At 73.2% G+C, this 19,791-nt stretch carries 14 protein-coding genes; 7 read left to right on the top strand and 7 right to left on the bottom strand.

The features are described from left to right. Nucleotides 1-26: 26 nt before the first annotated feature. Complete coding sequence (locus WME97_RS13550) at nt 27-2,864, bottom strand: cation-translocating P-type ATPase (RefSeq protein ID WP_437552315.1); 2,838 nt, start codon at nt 2,862-2,864, stop codon at nt 27-29. Between the two features lie 366 nt (nt 2,865-3,230). Between WME97_RS13550 and WME97_RS13545 the strand changes: the two genes are divergently transcribed. Then, on the top strand, nt 3,231-4,391 hold the full coding sequence (locus WME97_RS13545; protein WP_437552314.1) for a glycosyltransferase family 4 protein: 1,161 nt from the start codon (nt 3,231-3,233) through the stop codon (nt 4,389-4,391). A gap of 19 nt (nt 4,392-4,410) precedes the next feature. Here the strand turns inward: WME97_RS13545 and WME97_RS13540 are convergent, their stop codons facing one another. Both WME97_RS13540 and WME97_RS13535 read right to left on the bottom strand, forming a co-directional pair. Beyond that, nucleotides 4,411-5,655 carry a glycosyltransferase family 4 protein gene (locus WME97_RS13540; RefSeq protein ID WP_437552313.1) on the bottom strand — a complete coding sequence of 415 codons (1,245 nt, stop codon included), beginning with the start codon at nt 5,653-5,655 and terminating at the stop codon, nt 4,411-4,413. 165 nt (nt 5,656-5,820) lie between these two features. After that, nucleotides 5,821-6,567 carry a class I SAM-dependent methyltransferase gene (locus WME97_RS13535; RefSeq protein ID WP_437552312.1) on the bottom strand — a complete coding sequence of 249 codons (747 nt, stop codon included), beginning with the start codon at nt 6,565-6,567 and terminating at the stop codon, nt 5,821-5,823. A 57-nt stretch (nt 6,568-6,624) separates the two neighbouring features. On the opposite strand from WME97_RS13535, the gene WME97_RS13530 reads away from it, so the two are divergent. Next, a complete protein-coding gene (locus WME97_RS13530; protein ID WP_437552311.1) occupies nt 6,625-8,223 on the top strand; it encodes a lipopolysaccharide biosynthesis protein in 1,599 nt (532 codons plus the stop codon). Between the two features lie 242 nt (nt 8,224-8,465). Beyond that, entirely contained in the window at nt 8,466-9,389 is a 924-nt protein-coding gene (locus WME97_RS13525) for a DUF4123 domain-containing protein (protein WP_437552310.1), read from the top strand. A 34-nt stretch (nt 9,390-9,423) separates the two neighbouring features. On the opposite strand, the gene WME97_RS13520 is transcribed toward WME97_RS13525, so the two are convergent. The 3 genes from WME97_RS13520 to xseA are packed head-to-tail and all read right to left on the bottom strand — an operon-like array spanning nt 9,424 to nt 14,307. Further along, nucleotides 9,424-11,613: an amylo-alpha-1,6-glucosidase gene (locus WME97_RS13520; RefSeq protein ID WP_437552309.1), complete on the bottom strand. Its 2,190-nt coding sequence runs from the start codon at nt 11,611-11,613 to the stop codon at nt 9,424-9,426. Next, nucleotides 11,610-12,596, bottom strand: coding sequence for a shikimate dehydrogenase family protein (locus WME97_RS13515; protein ID WP_437552308.1), 987 nt, complete (start codon nt 12,594-12,596; stop codon nt 11,610-11,612). The genes WME97_RS13520 and WME97_RS13515 overlap by 4 nt, the downstream gene beginning before the upstream one ends. Then, nucleotides 12,583-14,307 carry an exodeoxyribonuclease VII large subunit gene (gene xseA, locus WME97_RS13510; RefSeq protein ID WP_437552307.1) on the bottom strand — a complete coding sequence of 575 codons (1,725 nt, stop codon included), beginning with the start codon at nt 14,305-14,307 and terminating at the stop codon, nt 12,583-12,585. The genes WME97_RS13515 and xseA overlap by 14 nt, the downstream gene beginning before the upstream one ends. A 217-nt stretch (nt 14,308-14,524) precedes the next feature. On the opposite strand from xseA, the gene WME97_RS13505 reads away from it, so the two are divergent. From WME97_RS13505 to WME97_RS13490, 4 genes are all read left to right on the top strand, one after another. Continuing rightward, nucleotides 14,525-14,791 (top strand): biotin carboxylase N-terminal domain-containing protein, encoded by a 267-nt coding sequence (locus WME97_RS13505; protein WP_437555382.1) that lies wholly within the window; start codon nt 14,525-14,527, stop codon nt 14,789-14,791. Between the two features lie 193 nt (nt 14,792-14,984). Next, nucleotides 14,985-16,142, top strand: coding sequence for an IMP dehydrogenase (locus WME97_RS13500; RefSeq protein WP_437552306.1), 1,158 nt, complete (start codon nt 14,985-14,987; stop codon nt 16,140-16,142). 199 nt (nt 16,143-16,341) lie between these two features. Further along, nucleotides 16,342-16,686, top strand: a complete 345-nt coding sequence (locus WME97_RS13495) for an SCP2 sterol-binding domain-containing protein (protein ID WP_012235105.1) — start codon at nt 16,342-16,344, stop codon at nt 16,684-16,686. Between the two features lie 195 nt (nt 16,687-16,881). Then, the gene (locus tag WME97_RS13490; RefSeq protein ID WP_437552305.1) at nt 16,882-18,069 is read left to right on the top strand and encodes a CaiB/BaiF CoA transferase family protein; all 1,188 of its coding nucleotides are present in this window, start codon (nt 16,882-16,884) and stop codon (nt 18,067-18,069) included. Between the two features lie 91 nt (nt 18,070-18,160). Here the strand turns inward: WME97_RS13490 and WME97_RS13485 are convergent, their stop codons facing one another. Continuing rightward, nucleotides 18,161-19,732: a hypothetical protein gene (locus WME97_RS13485; protein WP_437552304.1), complete on the bottom strand. Its 1,572-nt coding sequence runs from the start codon at nt 19,730-19,732 to the stop codon at nt 18,161-18,163. Nucleotides 19,733-19,791: the final 59 nt, after the last annotated feature.

Below are 19,791 nucleotides of genomic sequence, written 5' to 3'. Positions count from 1 at the left end.
GTCATTGATCTACGGTTCCACGATACCTACGCGCCGCGGTTCGCCATCGCGCCCGCGACGCCGCCCACGTCGGACGCGTCGGACCTGCGCTCGCGCTCCGCCGAGCGCCGCGCCCGGCGTGTGCGCCACCACCGCTCGGCGCTCATCACAGGCAGGATCGACATCGCCACCAGCGTCGACTTCACCCACGCGTCGAGCGAGAGCGGCGCCGAGCCGAACAGCGTGTGCATGAACGGCACGTAGACGAAGCAGAGCTGCAGCGCGAGCAGCGCGCCGATCCCGACGTAGACCCAGGGATTCGAGAAGAGCCCGATCTTCAGCATCGAATCGCGCAGCGACCGGCAGTTGAGCACGTAGAAGATCTGGAACAGCACGACCGTCGTGACCGCCGCGGTCTGGGCCTCGCGGTAGGCGATCTCCGAGACGACGCCGCCGCGCACCTCCGTGATGTACTCGTAAAAGAACAGCCCGATCGCCCCGGCCGTCATGAGGACCGCGACGATCGCCGTACGCACGAGCACGAACCGGCTCAGGATCGGCTCGCCCGGATCCCGGGGCGGGCGGCTCATCACGTCCTTCTCCATCGCCTCGAACGCGAGCGGCAGGGAGAGCGCCACCGTGGCGACCAGGTTGACCCAGAGGATCTGCACGGCCGTGATCGGCATGAGCGGCGCGCCCCCGACGATCGGGAAGGTCATCACCGCAACGAGCAGGATCAGCGCCTCGCCCAGGTTCGTCGGCAGCACGAACGCGAGCGCCTTGACCAGGTTGTCATAGACGCGGCGCCCCTCCTCGACCGCCGCCCGGATGCTCGCGAAGTTGTCGTCCGTCAGCACGACGTCGGCGGACTCCTTCGACACCGCGGTCCCCGTGATCCCCATGGCCACGCCGATGTCCGCCTGCTTGAGCGCGGGCGCGTCGTTCACGCCGTCGCCGGTCATCGCGACGACCTTCCCCTCGGCCTGCAGCGCCTTCACCAGGCGGAGCTTGTGCTCGGGCGCGACGCGCGCGAACACGTGCGTGGACGTCGCCGCCGCGCGCAGCTCGCCCTCCGAGAGCCGCGAGAGCTCGGTGCCGTTCATCGCGCGCGCCCCGTCGGGCACGAGCCCGAGCTGCCCGCCGATCGCCCGCGCGGTCGCCAGGTGATCGCCCGTGATCATCTTCACGGTGATCCCGGCCGCGTGGCACGCCTTGATCGCGTCGATCGCCTCGGGCCGTGGCGGGTCGATCATCCCCTCCAGGCCGAGGAGCTCGAACCCCTCCGGGAGGTGCTCCTCGTCGAGCGAGGCCACGTCGCGGCCCGCCGGCCGCGAGGCCACGGCGAGCACGCGCATGCCCTGCGCCGCCATCTGCTCGACCTGCGCCATCGCCTGGGCCCGCCCCGCCTCGCCGATCGCGACGCGGCCGAGCACCGCCTCGGGCGCCCCCTTCATGAAGATCACCCGGTCTCCGCCGGGGGCCTCGTGGAGCGTCGCCATGAGCTGCCGCTCCGACGAGAACGGGACGACATCGACGCGGCGGTGCTCCCGCCGCGTCCCCTCGACGTCCACGCCGAGCTTCTGGGCCGCGACGACGAGCGCGCCCTCGGTCGGGTCGCCCTCGATGCCACAGGCGTCCCCCTCGCGCGTCATGCGGGCGTCGTTGCAGAGCAGCCCCGCGCGGAGCAGCGCGCGCACCGCCTCGGGCACCTCGCCGACCGGCGCGCCGTCGCGGCGGAGCTCGCCTTCGGGCGCGTAGCCGACGCCGGTCACCTCGAGCGCGGCTCCGGCCTGCTCGATCGCCGCCTCCCCTTGCGCGCCGGCGGCGGGCGTCCACAGGGCCCGGACCGTCATCTCGTTCCGCGTCAGCGTCCCGGTCTTGTCCGAGCAGATGACGCCCGTGCTGCCCAGCGTCTCGACCGCGGGCAGCTTCCGGATCACCGCGCGGCGCCGCGCCATCCGCTGCACGCCGATGGCGAGCGAGATGGTGATGATCGCGGGCAGCCCCTCCGGGATCGCGGCGACCGCGAGCGAGATGCCCGCGAGCATCGCGTCGACCGGCGGGTAGCCCCGGAGCAGCGCGACCCCGACGATGAGCAGCGCGACCGCGACGATCGCGACGGTCAGCACGCGGCCGACCTTGGCCATCGAGCGCGTGAGCGGCGTCTCGATCTCGGTCGCCTCGTGGAGCATCGAGGAGATGCGGCCGAGCTCGGTCGCGGCGCCCGTGGCGACGACCACCGCGGTGGCCGCGCCGCTGGTCACGAGCGTCCCGCCGAAGGCGAGGTTCTTGCGGTCGCCGACGCCGGCGTCCTCGGGGACCGGCGCGACGTGTTTGTCCGACGGCACCGACTCCCCGGTGAGCGCCGACTCGTCCACGTGGAGGTTCTTCACCGAGAGCAGCCGGGCGTCAGCCGGGACCTTGTCGCCGGCGTCGAGCACCACCACGTCGCCGGGGACCACGTCGGCGGCGGGGATCACGCTCCGCTGGCCGCCGCGCACGACCGTGGCCGTCTGGGGCACCATGTCGACGAGCGCCTCGATCGCCTTGCCCGCGCGGAGCTCCTGGACGAAGCCGATCGCCGTGTTGAGCACCACGACCGCCAGCACGACCGCGCCGTCGATCGCCTCGCCCATGGCCATCGCGAGGGCCGCCGACGCGAGCAGCACGTAGATGAGCGGGTCGTTGATCTGACGGAAGAGCAGCTTGAGCGGGCCGTCGCCCTTCGCGCGCTGGATCACGTTGGGCCCGACGTCCTTGAGCCGCCGGGCGGCCTCGTCGCCCGCGAGGCCGGCCTCGGCGCTCTCGATCCTGGAGAGCACATCGGGGGCAGGCAGGCTGTGCCAGGCGATCGCGACCGACGGGGGGAGGACGCGTTGGGACATGGAGTCATCTCCTGCGGTGGCAGCCGCGCTGTGCGCGCTGTTCCGACCGGCTGTGGCTGCTCATCACGTGGTCTGCACGTGGCTGGCGCTTGGTTTCCCCTGCCATTTGGCACGTCTCATGCCAGACCACGCCAGGGCGGAACCGGGCTGTTCAGCGCCCTGAGCGGCACGGGCGCCGACGTTCCGCGGGACCTTTTCACCCGGGTGGGGAAATTTGTCTCGCCAGCGCTCGCCCGCGCGCAGCACATTCGACCGGCGAGCACGCTGGCGTCACCCCACGACGACCAGCGCGTCGAGGGTAGTCGTGGGTAACCGAGCATCGGCGCGACGCTTTACGCGGGCGGGGCCGTCCTGTACACGCGCCGCGTGCGTCTGACCGTGCTCCTCCACGGCGATCCAAGGGCCCCGCAGCAGGCCCGCCTCGGCGCCGCGCTCGCCGCCCGGGGCCACCGGGTCATCGTCTGCGACGCGCCCGGGGTCGCGGCCGCCATCCAGCGCGAGTACGGGGAGCGCTGCGAGGAGCTGAGGCTCGTTTCTTCCCTGATCCCACAGGCGATCCGGCGCCTCTGGGCGCGTCGGCGCGTGCGCGAGCTCGGCGTCGATGTGGTGCACCTGAACTTCCTGCGCCCCTGGCACGACCTCTGGTCGAGGATGCGGGGGGGCCCGCCGATCGTCGCCACGGCGTGGGGATCCGACATCAACCCGGAGGTGCTCCACAAGTCGCGGCGGACGGTCCGGAGGGTCGACCACGTGCTGTCCCACGCCTCGGCCGTCAGCGCCGACAGCGTGCCCCTGCTGGCGAGGGCGCGGGCGCGCATGGGTGAGCGCGCCGGCGCCGTCCCCTGCGAGATCGTGCTCTGGGGCGTGGATCTCGCGACGTACGAGCGGCAAAGGTCGCTCGCCGGGGCGGCGCGCTTCCGGCGCGCGCTCGGGATCGAGCCCGACAAACGCGTCCTCCTGAGCCCGCGGCAGACGAAGCCGCACTACCACGTCGATCGCATCCTCCGCGCCTTCGCCGCGAGCCGCTGGGCGAAGGAGGGCGTCCTCGTGATCAAGGTTCACGGCCGACCCGAGGAGCTCCCGTACGTGCAGACGCTCACGTCGATGATGCGCGAGCTCGGCGTCAGCGACGGCGTGAGGTTCGCCGAGCCGTGCCTGTACAGCGAGCTCCCTGGCCTCTACGTGATGGCCGACGCGGCGGTCTCGCTGCTGGAGGTCGACGGCGTGCCGTCCACGTTCTGCGAGCTCGCGGCGCTCGGCGTGCCGATCATCGCGAGCGATCTGCCGGCCTACGAGGGCGTGCTCGCTCACGATCGCGCGCTCCTGGTCCCCGCCGCGGACCACGCGGCGCTCGTCGCGGCGCTCGACCGGCTGCTCGACGAGCCCGAGCTCGGACCGCGCCTCGCGGAGCGCGGGCGCGCGTGGGCGGTGGAGCGCGCGGACTGGCAGCGGTGCGTCGACCAGTTCGAGGCGCTCTACCGCGCCACCGTCGCCACCGCCGCGGCGACCTCGGGCCGGCACGCGTAGCGGCCGGCGCGCGCTGCGCTCAGCGCGCCTGCGCCCCGCGCCGCCCCTCGGCGAGGCGCTCGAACAGCGCGACGATCTCGGCGACCTGCGTCTGCCGCGTGAGCTTCGCGATCTCGTCCTCGCGCCGGGCGGGCGGCTCCCCGCGGCGGAAGCGATCGTAGGCGCGCTCGATCGCCAGCGCCCCCAGCTCGACGTCGTCCGTGAAGACCGCCTCCCCTGCCCCCGTCCGCGACAGCACGAGCGCAGCGTCGGTCCCGGGCACCACGAAGGCGAGCACCGGCGGGCCTGCGGCGATGTACTCGTACAGCTTGCCGGGCGTCGAGAGCGGATCCAGCGCGCACAGCACGAGCGCGTCGGCGTCCCGGTAGCGGGCCACGATCTGGTCGTGCGGCACCGGCGCCTCGATCCGGAGGTGCGGCCGGAGGTGCGGGTACTTCCTGCCCTCCCGCTCCGCCCACGCGACCGCGCGGCTCACGATGCAGAGCTCGAAGCCCGGCAAGGCGCGCCGCGACAGGAGCCGCTCGGCCGCGCGGAACACCGAGGCGAGGTTGTAGTCGCCGTACATGTTGCCCGCGAAGAGGAGGCGGAAGCGGCCGCCCCGGTCCGGCCGGGGCGCGTACGGCTCGGCAAAATCGTCCGCGTCGAAGCCGTTCCGCACGAGGCGCACCTTGTCCTCAGGGAGGCCGCGCCGCTCGACGAGCAGCGAGCGGAACGGGTCCGCCGTGACCAGCACCGCGTCGGCGCCCGCGAAGATGCGCTCCTCGACGCGCCGATCCACGCGCTGGCGCATCCGGGCGATCAGGCCCTCGCCGCGGTAGAGCGGCAGGAAGTTGTTGTCGGTCCACGGGTCCCGGAAATCGGCCACCCAGGGGACGCCGAGCGCGCGGCGCGCGCGATCCCCGAGGAGGTGGGCCGTGAAGGGCGCCGACGTGCTGAACACGAGATCGAACCGCTCCTCACGGAGGATCGTCGAGAGCCGCTGCAGGGCGAAGGGAAACCAGCCGAGGTAGGCGTCGACCGGCAGGGCGCCGAAGAGCGTTCCGAAGCCGACCGCGGCGCGCGTGCGCTCCACGCGGACCCCGTGCGGGACCTTGGAGAGGAGCGAGCGATCGATCGCGGTCTTGCCGCGCTCGCCGGACGCGAGCACCACCGGCTCCCACCCGAGGGAGGGCGCAATCCGGCTGAGGTGCAGCGCGCGCTGCACGCCCGCGCCGCCGTGCGGAGGGTAGAAGTAGCTGATCAACAGGAAGCGGCGCTGCGGCATGTCGGAACCGCGCGCGTGATAACACACGGCCCCGCCCGATGGCGCCGCTCTCGAGGTGCCACGTCCCGGCTCGCCACTTTGCCGTGGCGCCCCCGGCGCGCCGCGCGCCGGGGGCCAAGCCAGGCCTTCGCCGCGGAGCGCTGCCCCACCCCTCGATCCGGTGGATCAGCCGCGCATATAGGCAAAGGTCCCGTCGATGTTGAACAGCCGGGTCGCCTGGACGAGCTCGGTCACGGTCACGCCCACGCGCGGCAGGAGCCGCTCCGCGACGCCGCGGCTCAGGAGATCTTTGCGGAAGTAGCGCAGCTTTCGTGGGGCGACGTACCCCTCGAGCTCCGCGAACGTGAGGCGCTGGTACTCGGGCGTGCCGGGCACGTGGCGCCGCGAGATCACGTCGTAGAAGAAGAAGATGCCGCCCGGCTTGAGCTGGGCGATCGCCTTGTCCATGAGGCGCCGCTTGAGCTCCGCGTTGGTCACCGACGACAGCACGGCGAGCATCATCACCATGTCGAACGGCCCGCCGACATCGGCCTTCAGGAAATCGCCCGCCATGAAGCGGATGCCGGCGAAGCGCGATCGCGCGACGTCGGTGCGCTGCGCGATGAGATCGATGCCGGTGAGGCGTGAGGGGTCCGCGCCCAGCTCGACCAGCCACGCCAGGTTGGAGCCCGCTCCGCAGCCCACGTCGAGCACCGACATCTCGCGCAGCGCCTCGGGCGTGCGCACGCCGCACGCGACGAGCGCCTCGCGCATACGGCGCTGCCGCTGGCGCGCGACGAGGTACGGGTACGTATTGAGCAGGCTCGCCCAGGGGTTCGCCGGCAAGAAGCGCTCGGCGTAGTATCGGTTGATCGCCTCGAGATCCCGCTCGAAGCCGCCGCCCTCCCGGTCCTGGAGAAGTTGATCAGGCATCGCGGCACGCATGCCACGGCGGCCGCCGCGCAGGCAAGGATGTGCTACCGAGCCGCCATGCAGCACCAGCAGCCGGCCCGGGTGGATCCAGGCGCGCCGTCGAGCGCGCCGCAGGCCGCCCGGGAGGCGCCGGCGCCCGCCGAGGCGCAGGGGACGTCGCTCGCCGACCGGATCGGGATGATCGTCGGAGGGCAGTTCGTGAGCACCCTCATCATCCTCGTGCAGGGTGTCCTCGTCGTGCGCCTGCTCGGCAAGGCCGAATACGGCACGCTCGCGTTCTCGACGATGCTGTTCATGACGGGGCGCGATCTCGCGCAGCTCTACCTGCCGGAGTCGTTCCTCTACTTTGCGCCGAAGGTGACCCGCGCCGAGCTCCGTGGGCTGGTGCGGCAGAGCATGCTGCTCTTGCTCGGCCTCGGAGCGCTCTCCGCGCTCGCGTTCTCGGCCTTCGCCCTGGTCCCCAGCGTCTTCCTCGACGGCCGCGAGGGCGTCACGCAGCTCCTCCTGCTCATCGGCCTCATGAGCCTGATCGCCTACCCGGCGAGCGTCTTCGGCCCGCTCTTCATCGCCACGAACAACCACCGCAAGTCCGCGGGCGTCGCGCTGGTCGTCACGCTCTCGAACGCCGCGGGCGCGATCGTCCCTGCGGCGTTCGGGTGCTCGATCGCCTGGATCTTGGCCGCCCAGTGCGCGGCCCAGGCCCTCCGGCTCTGGCTCTCGTACCGGCTCTATGCGCGGCTGTTCCAGGACGTCGCCGCGGCTCCGTTCCCGGGCGGCGTCAAGGCGCAGCTCGCCTACGCGTTCCCGCTCTCGGTGACGCGCTTCGCCGGCCTCTTCAACCAGAAGCTCGACAAGTTCGTCATCGGCCTCTTCTTCAGCGCGGGGCTCTACGCGGAGTTCGCCGTCGGCGCGCAGGAGCTCCCGCTCGTCAGCGTCCTCGCCTACTCCGTCGCCTCGACGATGCTCCCCGACCTCGTCGCCCGCGTCGAGAACGGGCGGACGCCCGCGGAGGGCGCGAGGGCGGCGATCGACCTGTGGCACTCGGGCATCCGCAAGACGACGCTGATCATGCTCCCGATCGCGGCGTTCCTCCTCCTCCTCGCCGAGCCGCTCATGCGCACCATCTACGGCGACGCCTACGCCGGCGCCGCCGTCCCGTTTCGCATCTACTCCGCGCTCCTGCCGCTGCGCGTGACGGCGTACGCGATCCCGCTGATGGCGTTCGGAAAGACGTCGATGATCTTGCGTATCCAGGTGCTGTCGATGGTGTTCAACGCCGCGGCGAACCTGGCCCTCCTGCCCACGATCGGGATGGTCGGCGCGCCGCTCTCGGCCGTCCTGACCCAGGTGGTCGTGATCACCTCGACCGTGGTCTGCATCGCGCGCTTCTCCGGCGTCGGCCTCCGCGGCGTCTTCCCGTGGGGCCACTACGGGCGCGTCGCGGCCACCGCGATCGTGGCCGCCGCGCCGCTCGCCGCGTTCCTGCTCACGGGCGCGGCCGACAGGCGGCCCGCGCTCTGCCTCGCGCTCGGCGCCCCGCTCTATACGGGGCTCTACCTCGTGGCCGCTCGGATCACCGGCCTGCTCGCCCCCGAGGACCGGGCGTTCGTCGCCCGCTGGCTCCGCCTCGAGCCGCTGCGCGGCCGCCACGGCTGATGCGTCCGCGCGCGTCGCACCCTCGCTGTCTCGGGCGGCGACACGAGGGCTGCGGACGCGGAATCCGCGCATGCCGCTTCAAAGCGCGGCTCGGCCGGAAGGCCTCGCCTGGAACGCGGGAAATGCTTGATAGTCTTCCGATCGTCCATCGCGTGGCTCCCGCCTTCGTGTGGATTTCCCGCCGATCGGTGTTCTACGCTTGGTTGCCGGCCTCATCGGCGCCTTGTGCGATGGAGACGACCATGAGCGAAGACCAGGAAGCAGGGTTCGTCCTCCGGGTCATCTCCGGCCCCCTGGCCGGTCAGAGCGCCCGCATCCCTGGCGACCGTCCATTGCTCGTTGGCCGCGCGCCTGAATCGGATCTCTCGATCACGAGCGACGGTGAGCTCTCTGCCCTGCATTTCTCGGTGGAGCAGATCGACGGCGGCTACCTGCTCCGCGATCTGGGGAGCCGCAACGGGACGCAGGTCAACCGCGAGCGGGCGCGCGAGGTGTCGCTCCGTGACGGCGACGAGATCCGCGCGGGGGCGACCCTGTTCGCGGTGATGCACCGCGAGGCGAACCGCCGCTGCGCGCCGACCGAGCCCGCCCCGCCCTCGCGCCGCACGCGGAGGACCGCGGCGCGCGCGACGGGGGCGCCGTTCGCTGCGTCGGCGCGGGCGCGGCTCCGGCAGGAGGGCTCGCCCCTCTTCGCGGTGGTCGACGCCGCCCGGGACCCGCGCATCCGGCTGCTGCTCGGCGAGGCGGGCGAGCAGAGCGCCTCGCTCTATACCGGCTTCCAGGGCGAGATCCTCGCCGACGTCGGCCCCACGCTGGTGCGCCTCCCGCACGGGTCCAGGCTGCTCGACGCCCTGGTCGACGGCGGCTGGGGCGACTGCTGGGGCGTCTTCCTGACGAGCGACCGCCCGTTCAGCGACGTGCGGAAGCACCTCCACAGATTTCTCCTGGTCGAGAGCAGAACAGGCAAGCAGCAGTATTTCCGGTTCTACGATCCACGCGTGCTCCGTGGCTTCCTGCCCACGTGTGGTCCGCGAAAGCTCGAGGCGCTGTTCGAGCAGGTCGAGGCCTTCGCCATGGAGGCCGAGGATCCGGGGAAGCTGCTGCGCTTCACCGCCCGAGGCGGCAAGGCGCTGCGCGAGGAATCGGCGCTGGAACGCGAAGGCTGACGGCCCGCGCCGGCGCGGCGCGGGCCAGCGTGGATCAGCGCGGCGGCGCGCCGGCTGGGCCGCCTGGCTCCGGCGCAGGGAGATCCCAGGCGATGATGCGCAGGAGCTCCGCCACGCTGAAGGCCTGCGCGAAGCTGCCACCAGGGTGGTGCGGCGGCTCGCCGGAGGCGACCTCGGGCACCTGGCCGAGCGCGATCTCGTTCGCGGCCGCGGAGGCCGCGAGCCGGTGCAGCAGCGGGATCACGTGCTCGCCGAGCGTGGAGAAGCGCCGGGCGGCGCGCGCGTAGAACCCGAGCAGGAACGGCCAGGCCGTGCCCTGGTGGTAGGCGCTGTCGCGCGCCTCGGGGCCTCCCTGGTACCGGGGCGCGTAGGCCGGATCGGCCGGCGAGAGCGTGCGCACGCCGGCGGGGGTCACGAGCTCCAGGCGGACCCGATCGAGCAGCGACGCGGCCCGCTCCGGCGTGAAGCAGGCGGGATCCACGGCGACGGCGATCAGCGCGTTGGGGCGGATCGACGCGTCGCGGAACGCGCCCTCCCCCGCCGCGTGCTCCGAGATGACGTCGTACGGGTAGCCGGTGTCCTCGCACCAGAAGCGGGCGGCGAAGCCCCGGCGCGCCGCGCTCGCGGCCGCCTCCGCCCGCCCCGCGAGGCGGGCGTCGCCGGCGGCCCGCGCGAGGCGCGCGAGCGTCTCCGAGCCCTTCGCCCACAGCGCCGTGAGCTCGACCGGGCAACCGGCACGCGGGGTCACCGCGCGGCCCGCGACGCGCGCGTCCATCCACGTGAGCCCGTCGACGGCGCCCTCGCCCGGGCGTCCGGCGGCGAAGAGGCCGTCGGCGGTGACGTGGATCCCGTTCCGGGTCCCGCGCACGGCGGCCTCGAACGCGTCGCGGAGCGCGCCGAGCAGCTCGCCCGCCACGAACGGGTGCGTGTCGCCGACCACGTCCGCGAGCAGGCGAGCCGCCTCGAACAGCCAGAGGGTCGCGTCGGCCGCTTGGAAGTCCGCCGGCTCGCCTGCGTCGGGGAGCCGGTTCGGCACGAGGCCGTCCTGCATCGCGTCGATCATCGCGCGGAGGACGCGGATCGCGGCCTCGGTCTTGCGCGGCACGAGGTAGAGGCCGGGCAGGGAGATGAGCGCGTCGCGGCCCCACACCTCGAACCAGGGGTAGCCCGCGATGACGCTGGGCCGCGCGGCCGCGTCGGCGCGGAACGCCTCGGCCGCGATGGAGAGCTTCCGCTCCAGCAGCGGGCGCCGGGGCCCCGGGTCCTCGGCGCGGATCGCCGCGCTCGCCGCCGCGAGGAGGTTCTCCGGCTCGTCGTCGGGCAGCGCGCCCACCGCCACGAGCAGGTGAACGGGCTCGGCGCCGATCACCGTCTCGAAATGGCCCGGCGTCCAGAGATCCTCGAGGAAGTCGAGGCCCCGATCCTGCTCGCCGAGGTACTCGAAGCGTCGCCACCAGTCCTGCGAGCCGACGAACGTGCCCTGGTAGCGGAAGCAGATCCTCGGCAGCGCGCGGTTCGGCTGCACCCGGACCTCGCCCATCACGGGGCGGTCGCGCCCCGAGCCGGGCTCGCCGCGCGCCGCCCCTGCGCGCAGCTCGACCTTCTGGGAGATCCCGCCGTTCTCGCGGAGCAGCTGGTGGATGTGGCGGGCGGCGAGGAGCGGGCGCAGCGTCAGCATCACCGGATCCGCCCCGCTCCAGGCATAGCGGAGGACGGCGGCGTTCTCGCCGCGCACGAGGCCGAGCGTCACCTCGAGCTCGCCGCCCGGGACGGCGTACGCCCAGCGCGGGAGCGGATCCTGATCGAAGCGCTCGAGGTAGAACGAGCTGCTCTCCGGATCGATGCCCGGGAACTGGTGCTTGGCGAGGTCCCACCGTGGCCACGAGGCGCGGCGCTCGGACGGCGCGCCCTGCTGCCGGACCGGGCGGACGCAGGCGTCGACGTGCGAGAGCATGACGTGCCGGCGCCGCGGAGGGTCGAGGGCCGCGACGAGCAGGCCGTGGTAGCGGCGGGTGTGCATGCAGGCGATCGTCGAGCTCGCGTAGGCCCCCGCGCCGTTCGTGTGCAGCCACTCCTTGCGCGCGATCGAGAGCTGGCCCCGCACCTCGACGTGCGGCCACGGCGAGGCGTGCTCGAGCGCGGCGCCCTGCCCGCGGGGCGCCGCGGGCGTGGACGAGAGCGCGTCGTGGGTCGGAAAATTCCGTCGGGATCCGTCCGAGCTCATCGACCGCCGGTTGCCTTCCTGAGCGAATCCTCGGCGGCGGCGCGCATCACCTCGACCGGCGCCGGGAGGCCGGTCCAGAGCGTGAAGGACTGCGCCGCCTGGCCGACCAGCATCCCGAGCCCGCCTGCGGCGCGGAGCCCTCTCTCGCGCGCCGTCCGGAGGAAGGGCGTCACCGGGGGGTTGTAGACGAGGTCGTAGAGGCACACGCTCGGCGAGAGCGCGTCCCACGGGATGATGCCCGTGACCTCCTCCCCGGGCGGCCCCCCGAGCATGCCGGCGCTCGTGGCCTGGATGATCAGGTCGGCAGCGACGGTGAACTCGCTCCAGTTGAGCCGCAGCGCCACGGAGGACTTGCTGCTGATCGACCTGTCGGTCGGGATCGGCCAGGGCGCGGTGAGCGCGCCGAGCTCGGACGCGCGCTGCCCCGCGGGCGACTCGAGCATCGCCTCGGTGCCGGTCCACGAGCGGGTGGTCACGCTGATGAGGTGATAGCCGAGCATCTTGCACGCGGCGATCGCCGCGAACGCCGCGCCGCCAGCGCCGATGATCACCGCGCGCTGGCGCGGGCTCGAGCGCGCGCCGTACGGCCCCTCCGGATCGTCCCCGCGGGGCGGGGCGGATCCCAGGAGCAGCGCGAGCTCGTCGCGGAGCGCGACCACGTCGGTGTTGTACGCCGTCACGCGCCGCGCCTCCGTCGCGCAGAGGACGTTCGCGGCGCCGACGTCGGCCGCGCTCGCGTCCACATCGTCGACCATCGACATGATCGCGCGCTTGTGCGGGATCGTGACGTTCGCGCCGGAGATAAGGCCGCTCCGGATGTCGCTGACGAAGCGCGCGAGCTCCGCGCCGGTGGGCACGTCGAACGCGCTGTAGATGTGCGGCAGGTGGTGCGCCCGAAACGCGGCCGAGTGCATCGCCGGCGAGACCGAGTGGCCCACCGGGTGCCCCACGAGACCGAACATTCGCCGCTCAGCGTTCGACATGGTGCCTCTCCTCAGGGCCGGCCTCCGCGCCGCCCTGCCCCACCGAGACCTGGCCGGCGGCGCCCGCGCGACCGAGGGTCGGGGCGTGCTCCTGGGCCGCGAAGCCGAGCCCGAGCTGCTCGCACGCGGGCGCGCCGGGCTGCGTCCTCTTGCGCCTCGGCGCGCGGCCGGACGCGGCGCGCGGGCCGCCGCCCTGGCGCGAAGGCGGCGCGGGCGCCGCCGCCGCCGACGCGGCCGCCGCTGCCGGCGCGTGCGCGTGGCCCTCGACGAGCGGCTCGTCCGGACCTGCCGTGACGACGACCCGCGCGAGCAGCGCGCCGTGGTGCACGCGCACCGCGATCGGATCGCCCGGCGCGACCTCGCGGTGATCGCGGACCGCGCGCCCCGACGCGTCCGTCGCGATGGCGTAACCGCGCGCGAGCACGCGGAGGGGCGACATCGCCTCGAGTCGGGCCACGTCGCCCGCGAAGCCCTCCCGCAGGAGGGCGACGTGGCGGTGCGCGGCGGCGGAGAGGCGCACCGACAGCGGCCTGAGCGCCCCGCGGGCGCCCGCGAGCACCGCGCGCGGGTGGCGCGCGGCGAGCCTCCGCTCGGAGCGCTGGAGCGCGGCGCGGTCCTCGACGAGGATGCGTTCCATGCGGCGCCGGAGCCTCGCCATGGCGTCGTCGATGCGCTGCTGGGGCTCCGCCAGGATCTGCGCCGGCGAGCCGAGCCGGGCGCGCTGCCGATCGAGATCGGCCCGAGCGCCCCGGAGCCGGTGGGCGATCGCGCGGCGCATGCGCGCCTCGAGGTGCTCCAGCGCCGCGCGCCGCGCGGCCGCGTCCGCGACGAGCATCTCTGCAGCCTGCGAGGGCGTGGCGGCGCGCGCGTCGGCGGCGAGGTCGGTCAGCGCGACGTCGATCTCGTGCCCCACGGCGCTCACGATCGGCACGCGCGCGGCCGCGACCTTCCGGACGACGATCTCCTCGTTGAACGCGCTGAGGTCGTCGGCCGAGCCGCCCCCGCGCCCCACGATGATCACCTCGATGCCCGGGAACTCCTCGAGCAGCGCGATCGCGCGCACGATCCGCTGCCCGGCGCCGGCGCCCTGCACCGGCGTGCGCGCCAGGATCAGCCGCGCGCCGCCGCGGCGGAACGCGACGGTCACGATGTCGTGGATCGCCGCGCCGTCGCCGCTCGTGACGACGCCGATGATCTGCGGATCGACGGGCAGCTTGCGCTTGCGCTCCGGCGCGAAGAGCCCCTCGACGGCGAGCTTCTCCTTGAGGCGGAAGAGCGCCTCGAGGAGCGCGCCGCGGCCGGCGAGGCGCGCGTCGTCCGCGGAGAACTGGAGCCGGCCCCGAGGCACGTAGACCGTGGCGCGGCCCGTGAGCACGACGCGCGCGCCGTCGGCGAGCAGCTTCCGCGCGCGCGGCGCCGCGGTCCTGTACATCACGCAGTCGATGGCCGCCTCTTCGCTCTCGTCCTTGAGCGTGAAGTAGGCGTGGCCGCTGCCCACGACGCGCAGGCCCGAGATCTCGCCCTCGACGCGTACGTCCGCGGTCGACCCCTCGAGGATCCGCTTCAGCCGGCGATCCAGCTCCGCGACCGAGACCACCTCCGGCTCGGCGCCCCGCTGGCGGCGCGAGGGCGGCGGGCCCGTGAGCTCGCGAGGCTCGGCGACGGGAAGGGCCGCGAACGAGAGCTCGGGCGGGATATCGCGGCGCTGCACAGGGCAGACGTACCCTTTTGCTCGGCCTGTGGAAAGACTCTCGCGGGCCTGATCCCGCGTCAGGCGAGCCCGCCGTCGGGCGCGCGGCGAGGCTCGGCGCGGAGCGGCGGAGCGACGGGCCGTTCGCGGAGGCGATTTCGCGTGAGAGGGCCGGCTCGTGATCCGCAAGGTCCTCTTCCCCGACCGCGGCAAGATCGCCGTGTGAGTCCTCCGATCGCTGCATGAGGCCGGCCTCCAGGGCATCGCTGTCTACAGCGACGCAGGCGGCGACAACCTCCATGTCCGCCTCGCGAGCGCGTCGTACGCCATCGGCCCCGCGCCTAGGGCCGAGAGCTACCTCCGCTTCGACCGGATCCGCCGCGTTGCCAGGCGTTCCGGGGCGGGCGCTATCCATCTCGGGTACGGAAAACCGCGAGTTCGAGGAAGCATGCGAGCGGACTTCGTCGGGTTCCTCGTCGCCGAGAGGGGTCGCCACGCGGCGTGACACGTCGCAGCGCGCGCCATCCGCGACCCGCCGGGGACGTCATCGGCAGGTCGTAACCGGTCGTAACCAGTTGTAACAGAGCGGGCCGTCAACAACGCGCAGCACCCTACGCAGCGCGTTGTCCCAAAGTCCCCTCGCTCCTGCCTCGGTCAATGCTATTCTACCGCCAACTTTCGGCCGGGGTGGAGGTGCGATGGGACGCGAGGCGAAGGGCCAGAAGGACCCGCTTGGGTCCGTCGCGATGCTCCCGTCGATCGAGGTCCGAGCCCACGAGCCTCCCTCTGCGACAGGCAGGCCGGCGACGCAGCGCGCGGGCGAGCCGGCGAGCGACGCCGCCGTGACGCCTTTCCCACGGGCTCGGTGGTTCGACGCGACCGCTCCCGACGTGACGCCAGCGAGGGGCACGGACACCCGGCGGCGCTGGGCGATCCCGCTCTTCCTGGCCGCGCTCGTGCTGGTCGTGACCGCGCGCGGCCTGATATTCCGTGCGCTGTTGCCGGTCGCCCTCGTGACGGCGGCGGTCGCGCTGCTCGCGCGGAGACGGCGCCAGCTCGTGCCCCCTCCGCAGGCGAGCCGGCGCGGGCTGAGCCTCGAGGGCGATCAGCTGCTCCTTCGAAGCCAGGGCAGCGCTGCTCCGCACGTGCTGCTCACCACCCGCGAGCGGTTCGGCGTCACGCTCCTCGCGACGCCGCGCCGGGATCGTATCGTCGCTCTGCTCAGCTCCAGCGCCGGGATGTCCTCCATCGGGACCGGCTTCGACGGCCCCTCGCGGCGCACCTTCGCCTCGCTGCTCGACCACGCGTCCGTCGTGGGCTCCGACGAGGTCGGGCTCGAGGCGATCGGCCCGGACGGCGAGCCGATCTCGCTCAACCCCGCGGCGCTCGCCGCGCTCCTCGAGGAGCTCACGCTGCGCTCTCCTGGGTGCCTCGATCGCTTCCTCCTGACCGACGCGCGCGGCGCCGCCCTCGGCCTCGACAGCCGGGAGCTCCGCGCCGGCGGCCGCGTCTTCGATCTGACGGCGCCGCTCGAGTGGCGCGCGTTCGTGTTCCAGGAGGCGCTCGGGCAGGCGATCGCGGTGTACCAGGGAACGTGGGTACGCCAGGGTACCAACGAGATCTCCCTCGTCTGTCTGCTCCCCGCCATGACGCCTCCGCTCGACGGGCTGGGGGCATCGCTCGGCCCGCTCGATCGCGGCGCGCTCCGCGACCTCCGGCTGATGCAGGGCATACCGGAGAGCCCGCCGCCCGCCGATCAGCGCGTCGCCATCGATCGCCTGCTGATGGTCCCGATCCGATCCGCGCTCGACAAGGCGCCCCGGCCCGCAGCGCAGGCGCCGCGCGCGCGCGCATGACGCATCCACCGTGAACCCAGCGCCAGGGTTGTCCTGATGGGTCGACGAGACGGCGCGCCAGGGCTGCCCTGACGGAGCGAGGAGACAGCGCGCGGGCGTCGTGCTTCGCTTGACTCCCGCGCGCGGGCACGGGTAAACCGCGCTCGGTATCCAGGCGATTTCGAGTCACCACGTCCCACACGACATCCGGAGGCGATCCATGGCCGTCGATATCCAGAAACTGTTCAACGAGGAGCTGCCCGCTGCGCTGGTGAAGCATTCGGACGCGGCCAAGCAGATCGGCGGGAAGTACCAGATCAACGTGACGGGCGAGGGCGGCGGCGAGTGGCTGATCGACCTGTCCGACAGCGGGCCCAAGCTCTCCTCGGGCAACCCTGGCAACGCGGATGTCACGATCTCGCTCAGCAGCGAGGATTTCCAGAAGCTGCACGAGAACCCGCAGGCCAACTCGATGCAGCTCTTCTTCGCGGGCAAGCTGAAGGTCACGGGCAACCAGATGCTCGCGATGAAGCTCCCGAAGCTGTTCCAGCTCAACGCGGGCTGATCCGGGCTCCAGCGGGGGGCGAGCCCACCTGCGCCGCCGCGCGCGGCGCGGGCGAACGGCTCACTGGTGGATCGCGGCCCGTGCGTCCGCCCCAGCCAACCTCGGGTGCCTTCTGCGCACGGCGCGCCGCCCGCTCAATCATTCCTCGATCGCTCGATCCCTCGACAGATCTCGCGCAACGACAGCAAAGCCGCCGTGCGTCCCCTCACCGACACGCGCGTCCTCGATCTTTCGAGGCTCTTGCCAGGCCCCTTCGCGACCCTCGTGCTCGCGGATCTCGGCGCCACGGTGGACAAGGTCGAGGACGTCGCCGGCGGGGACTTCCTGCGCCAGCTCCCCCCGCAGGTCGCCGGAGAGTCCGCGGCGTTCCAGCTCTTGAACCGCGGCAAGCGCAGCGCCCTGCTCGACCTGAAGACGCCTGAGGGCCGCGACGCCTTCCGCCGGCTCGTCGCCGGCTACGACGTGCTCTTCGACCAGTTCCGCCCGGGGGTGCTCGATCGGCTCGGGCTCGGTCACGCGGCGCTGCGCGCGGACAACCCGCGGCTCATCGTCTGCGCGCTGACCGGCTACGGTCAGACGGGCACCCTGGCGGCGCGCGCGGGGCACGATCTGAACTACATCGCGCGCGCGGGGATCCTCGGCGCGCAGGGGCCCGCCGAGGGGCCGCCGCAGGTACCAGGCTTCCAGGTCGCCGACATGAGCGGCGGGATGTGGTGCGTGATCGCCATCCTCGCCGCGCTGCGTGAGCGGGAGCGGACCGGGCAGGGCGCGGTGCTCGACATCGCCATGACCGACGGCGTGCTCGGCTTCGCCCTTCCCACGCTCGCCGCCGCGCTCGCGAGCGGCGGCGAAGCGGCCAGGGAGACAGCGCGCGGGGCGGGCGGCGAGCCGCTCACCGGCGGGCTCGCGCCGTACAACACCTACCTCTCGAAGGACGGGCACGCGATGGCCCTCGCCGCGCTGGAGCCGAAGTTCTGGGCCTCGTTCTGCGAGGGCGCCGGGCTCGATCCCGACCCGAGCGCGCTCGTCCCCGGGCCGCACCAGGCCGAGCTCAAGCGCAAGCTGGCCGCCGTCGTTCGGGAGCGGACGCGCGCCGAGTGGGAGACCTTCGCCGCCGAGCGCGATTGCTGCTTCGAGCCGGTCCTCGATCCGCGCAGCGCCGCGGCGGATCCCCACCTCGCCTCGCGCGATCTCCTGTTCGAGATCGCCTCGCCACGCGGCCGGATCCCCCAGCTGAGGACGCCGGTCACGCCGGCGGGCGTCGCGTTCGCGCCGGCGCCTCGCGCCGGCGAGCACACGCGCGCCGTGCTCCGCGACGCGGGCTTCTCGGAGGGGGACATCGACGCGCTGATCCGCGCTGGCGCGGCGCGGGAGGCGCGCTGACGGCCGCCGTTCGCGAGCGCGCCACCTGCCAGGTGCCGCGTCGAAGACGCGCGCGGCGCGCCGGCAGCGGCGACCGAGCTCCTGCTTCCCGTCAGATCTTCTTCAGCTCGTCGACGAACTCCCAGTCGGCGATGAGGTGCTTCTTCAGCATCAGCGACAGGAGCGCGGCGAACATCGCCTCCCAGCGCACGTTGTTGCCGAGGATCTCGCTCGCGTCGGCGCCGTGCGACACCGCGCGCAGCGCGGAAACCAGATCGCGCGCGGTGAGGCCCGAGTCGTCCGCCGTGGGAGGCGGAGGCGGCTCCGACTGCGCGGTGGCGCGGGGGGACGGGGCTTCTTTCCGCTGCTGCGGTTGCTGCTGCTGCGATTTGGACCCGCGCGCGGGGAGCGTGATCGTCGTCCCGTCGAGCAGGGTGAGCGAGACCATCCGCCGGCGACCGCGGCCTTGCGGCGCGGGGATGTTGCGCACCTCGCGCTCGCTCGGGGGCTCGTCGCCGTAGTCGGGCACGCTCTCCGGGATGGTGCGCGCCGCGACGCTGGCGCGTCCGAGCACCGCGCCGAGGAGGGCCGCGGCTGGCGTGCTCGACGTTGGCGCCCCGTCCATGCTCGGCGCCGCGTCGCCGGCGGACGCCGAGACGGGTCCAGGCGCGGAGCTCGGGCGCATCGTCTTCCGGCGCTCCGGCTGCGCTGCCTGCGCCTGCGCCGCCTGCGTGGACTGCGCCTGCGCCGCCTGCGTGAACTGCGCCTGCGCTGGCTGCGCAGGTTGCGCGGGCTGCGCGGATCGTGCTGCCTGCGCCGCCGCGAGCAGCTCCGGCGTCGGCGCGACCTTCAACGTCGGCCGTGAGCGCTCGTCCGGTCGGCCGCGGATCTGCCGCTCCTCCGGGGAGCTGCGGACTTCCTTGGCCGCCGGGCGATGCGCTTCCCACGCCAGCTCGTCATCCATGACGCCCACGTCGGAGGGGTCGACATCGGAGGTCTCGATCGCCGGCCCCGCGTCCTCGACCAGCCGCGCCCCGGATCGCATCGCGGGCCTGGTGAGCAGCAAGGGCTCCGGCGTCGATGGCGTCAGCGGCGTGTCCTCCGCGTGGCGCGCGGTCTCGGGCGCTCCGGAGAGCTCGGACGAAGGCGGCGGGTCGGCGGGGCGCGCCCGCGACTGCGGCTCGCTCACCTGGGCCTGCTTCGCCGCGGGCGCGGGCGGCGGCGCCGAGCGGGCGCGCGCTCCGTAATAGACCCGGATCGCGTTCCGGATGTCGCTCGGCGGAGCGATCATCGCGCGCACGGGCAGACCGGAGAACGCCATGCACTCCTTCATGCCGTCCTCGTTCGTGGGATCGTCCATCGCGACGTACAGCGTCTCGCCCTGGTTGCGGACGTGGCGAACGTAGATCGGGACGAGGCAGTAACGCTCGGCCACGTCGTGCGGGACGAGGTTGAGCAGCTGCCGCGAGAACTCGATGTGCAGGAGCGACACCCAGGGGACAGCGAGCTGGTGCGACAGGATCTGCGTCAGCTGGGTTTCGTTGATGAGCCCTTGCTCGACAAGGAGCGTCCCCAGCCGCCGGCCATCCGTACGCTGCTGCTCCAGGGTCCTCTCGAGGGCGTCCTGGGTGATCATCCGCGCGTCGACCAGGAGCTGACCGAGACGTAGGCGAGGCGTAACCATCGCGCCCGAGGTTACCCCAAGAAGGATCCAGGACCTAACAGACGGCTGGACGAGCCCCC

This window comes from Sorangium sp. So ce367, from assembly GCF_051520455.1.
Classification (GTDB): Bacteria; Myxococcota_A; Polyangia; order Polyangiales; family Polyangiaceae; genus Sorangium; species Sorangium cellulosum_B.
This window is presented reverse-complemented; position numbering and strand designations above follow the sequence as displayed.

Excerpts from the sequence above, each read along its gene's own strand:
- WME97_RS13485 (WP_437552304.1), bottom strand. The coding sequence starts at position 19,732 with ATGGTTACGCCTCGCCTACGTCTCGGTCAGCTCCTGGTCGACGCGCGG.
- WME97_RS13540 (WP_437552313.1), bottom strand. The coding sequence starts at position 5,655 with ATGCCGCAGCGCCGCTTCCTGTTGATCAGCTACTTCTACCCTCCGCAC.
- WME97_RS13495 (WP_012235105.1), top strand. The coding sequence starts at position 16,342 with ATGGCCGTCGATATCCAGAAACTGTTCAACGAGGAGCTGCCCGCTGCG.
- WME97_RS13535 (WP_437552312.1), bottom strand. The coding sequence starts at position 6,567 with ATGCCTGATCAACTTCTCCAGGACCGGGAGGGCGGCGGCTTCGAGCGG.
- WME97_RS13520 (WP_437552309.1), bottom strand. The coding sequence starts at position 11,613 with ATGAGCTCGGACGGATCCCGACGGAATTTTCCGACCCACGACGCGCTC.
- WME97_RS13515 (WP_437552308.1), bottom strand. The coding sequence starts at position 12,596 with ATGTCGAACGCTGAGCGGCGAATGTTCGGTCTCGTGGGGCACCCGGTG.
- WME97_RS13530 (WP_437552311.1), top strand. The coding sequence starts at position 6,625 with ATGCAGCACCAGCAGCCGGCCCGGGTGGATCCAGGCGCGCCGTCGAGC.
- WME97_RS13550 (WP_437552315.1), bottom strand. The coding sequence starts at position 2,864 with ATGTCCCAACGCGTCCTCCCCCCGTCGGTCGCGATCGCCTGGCACAGC.
- WME97_RS13525 (WP_437552310.1), top strand. The coding sequence starts at position 8,466 with ATGAGCGAAGACCAGGAAGCAGGGTTCGTCCTCCGGGTCATCTCCGGC.
- WME97_RS13500 (WP_437552306.1), top strand. The coding sequence starts at position 14,985 with ATGGGACGCGAGGCGAAGGGCCAGAAGGACCCGCTTGGGTCCGTCGCG.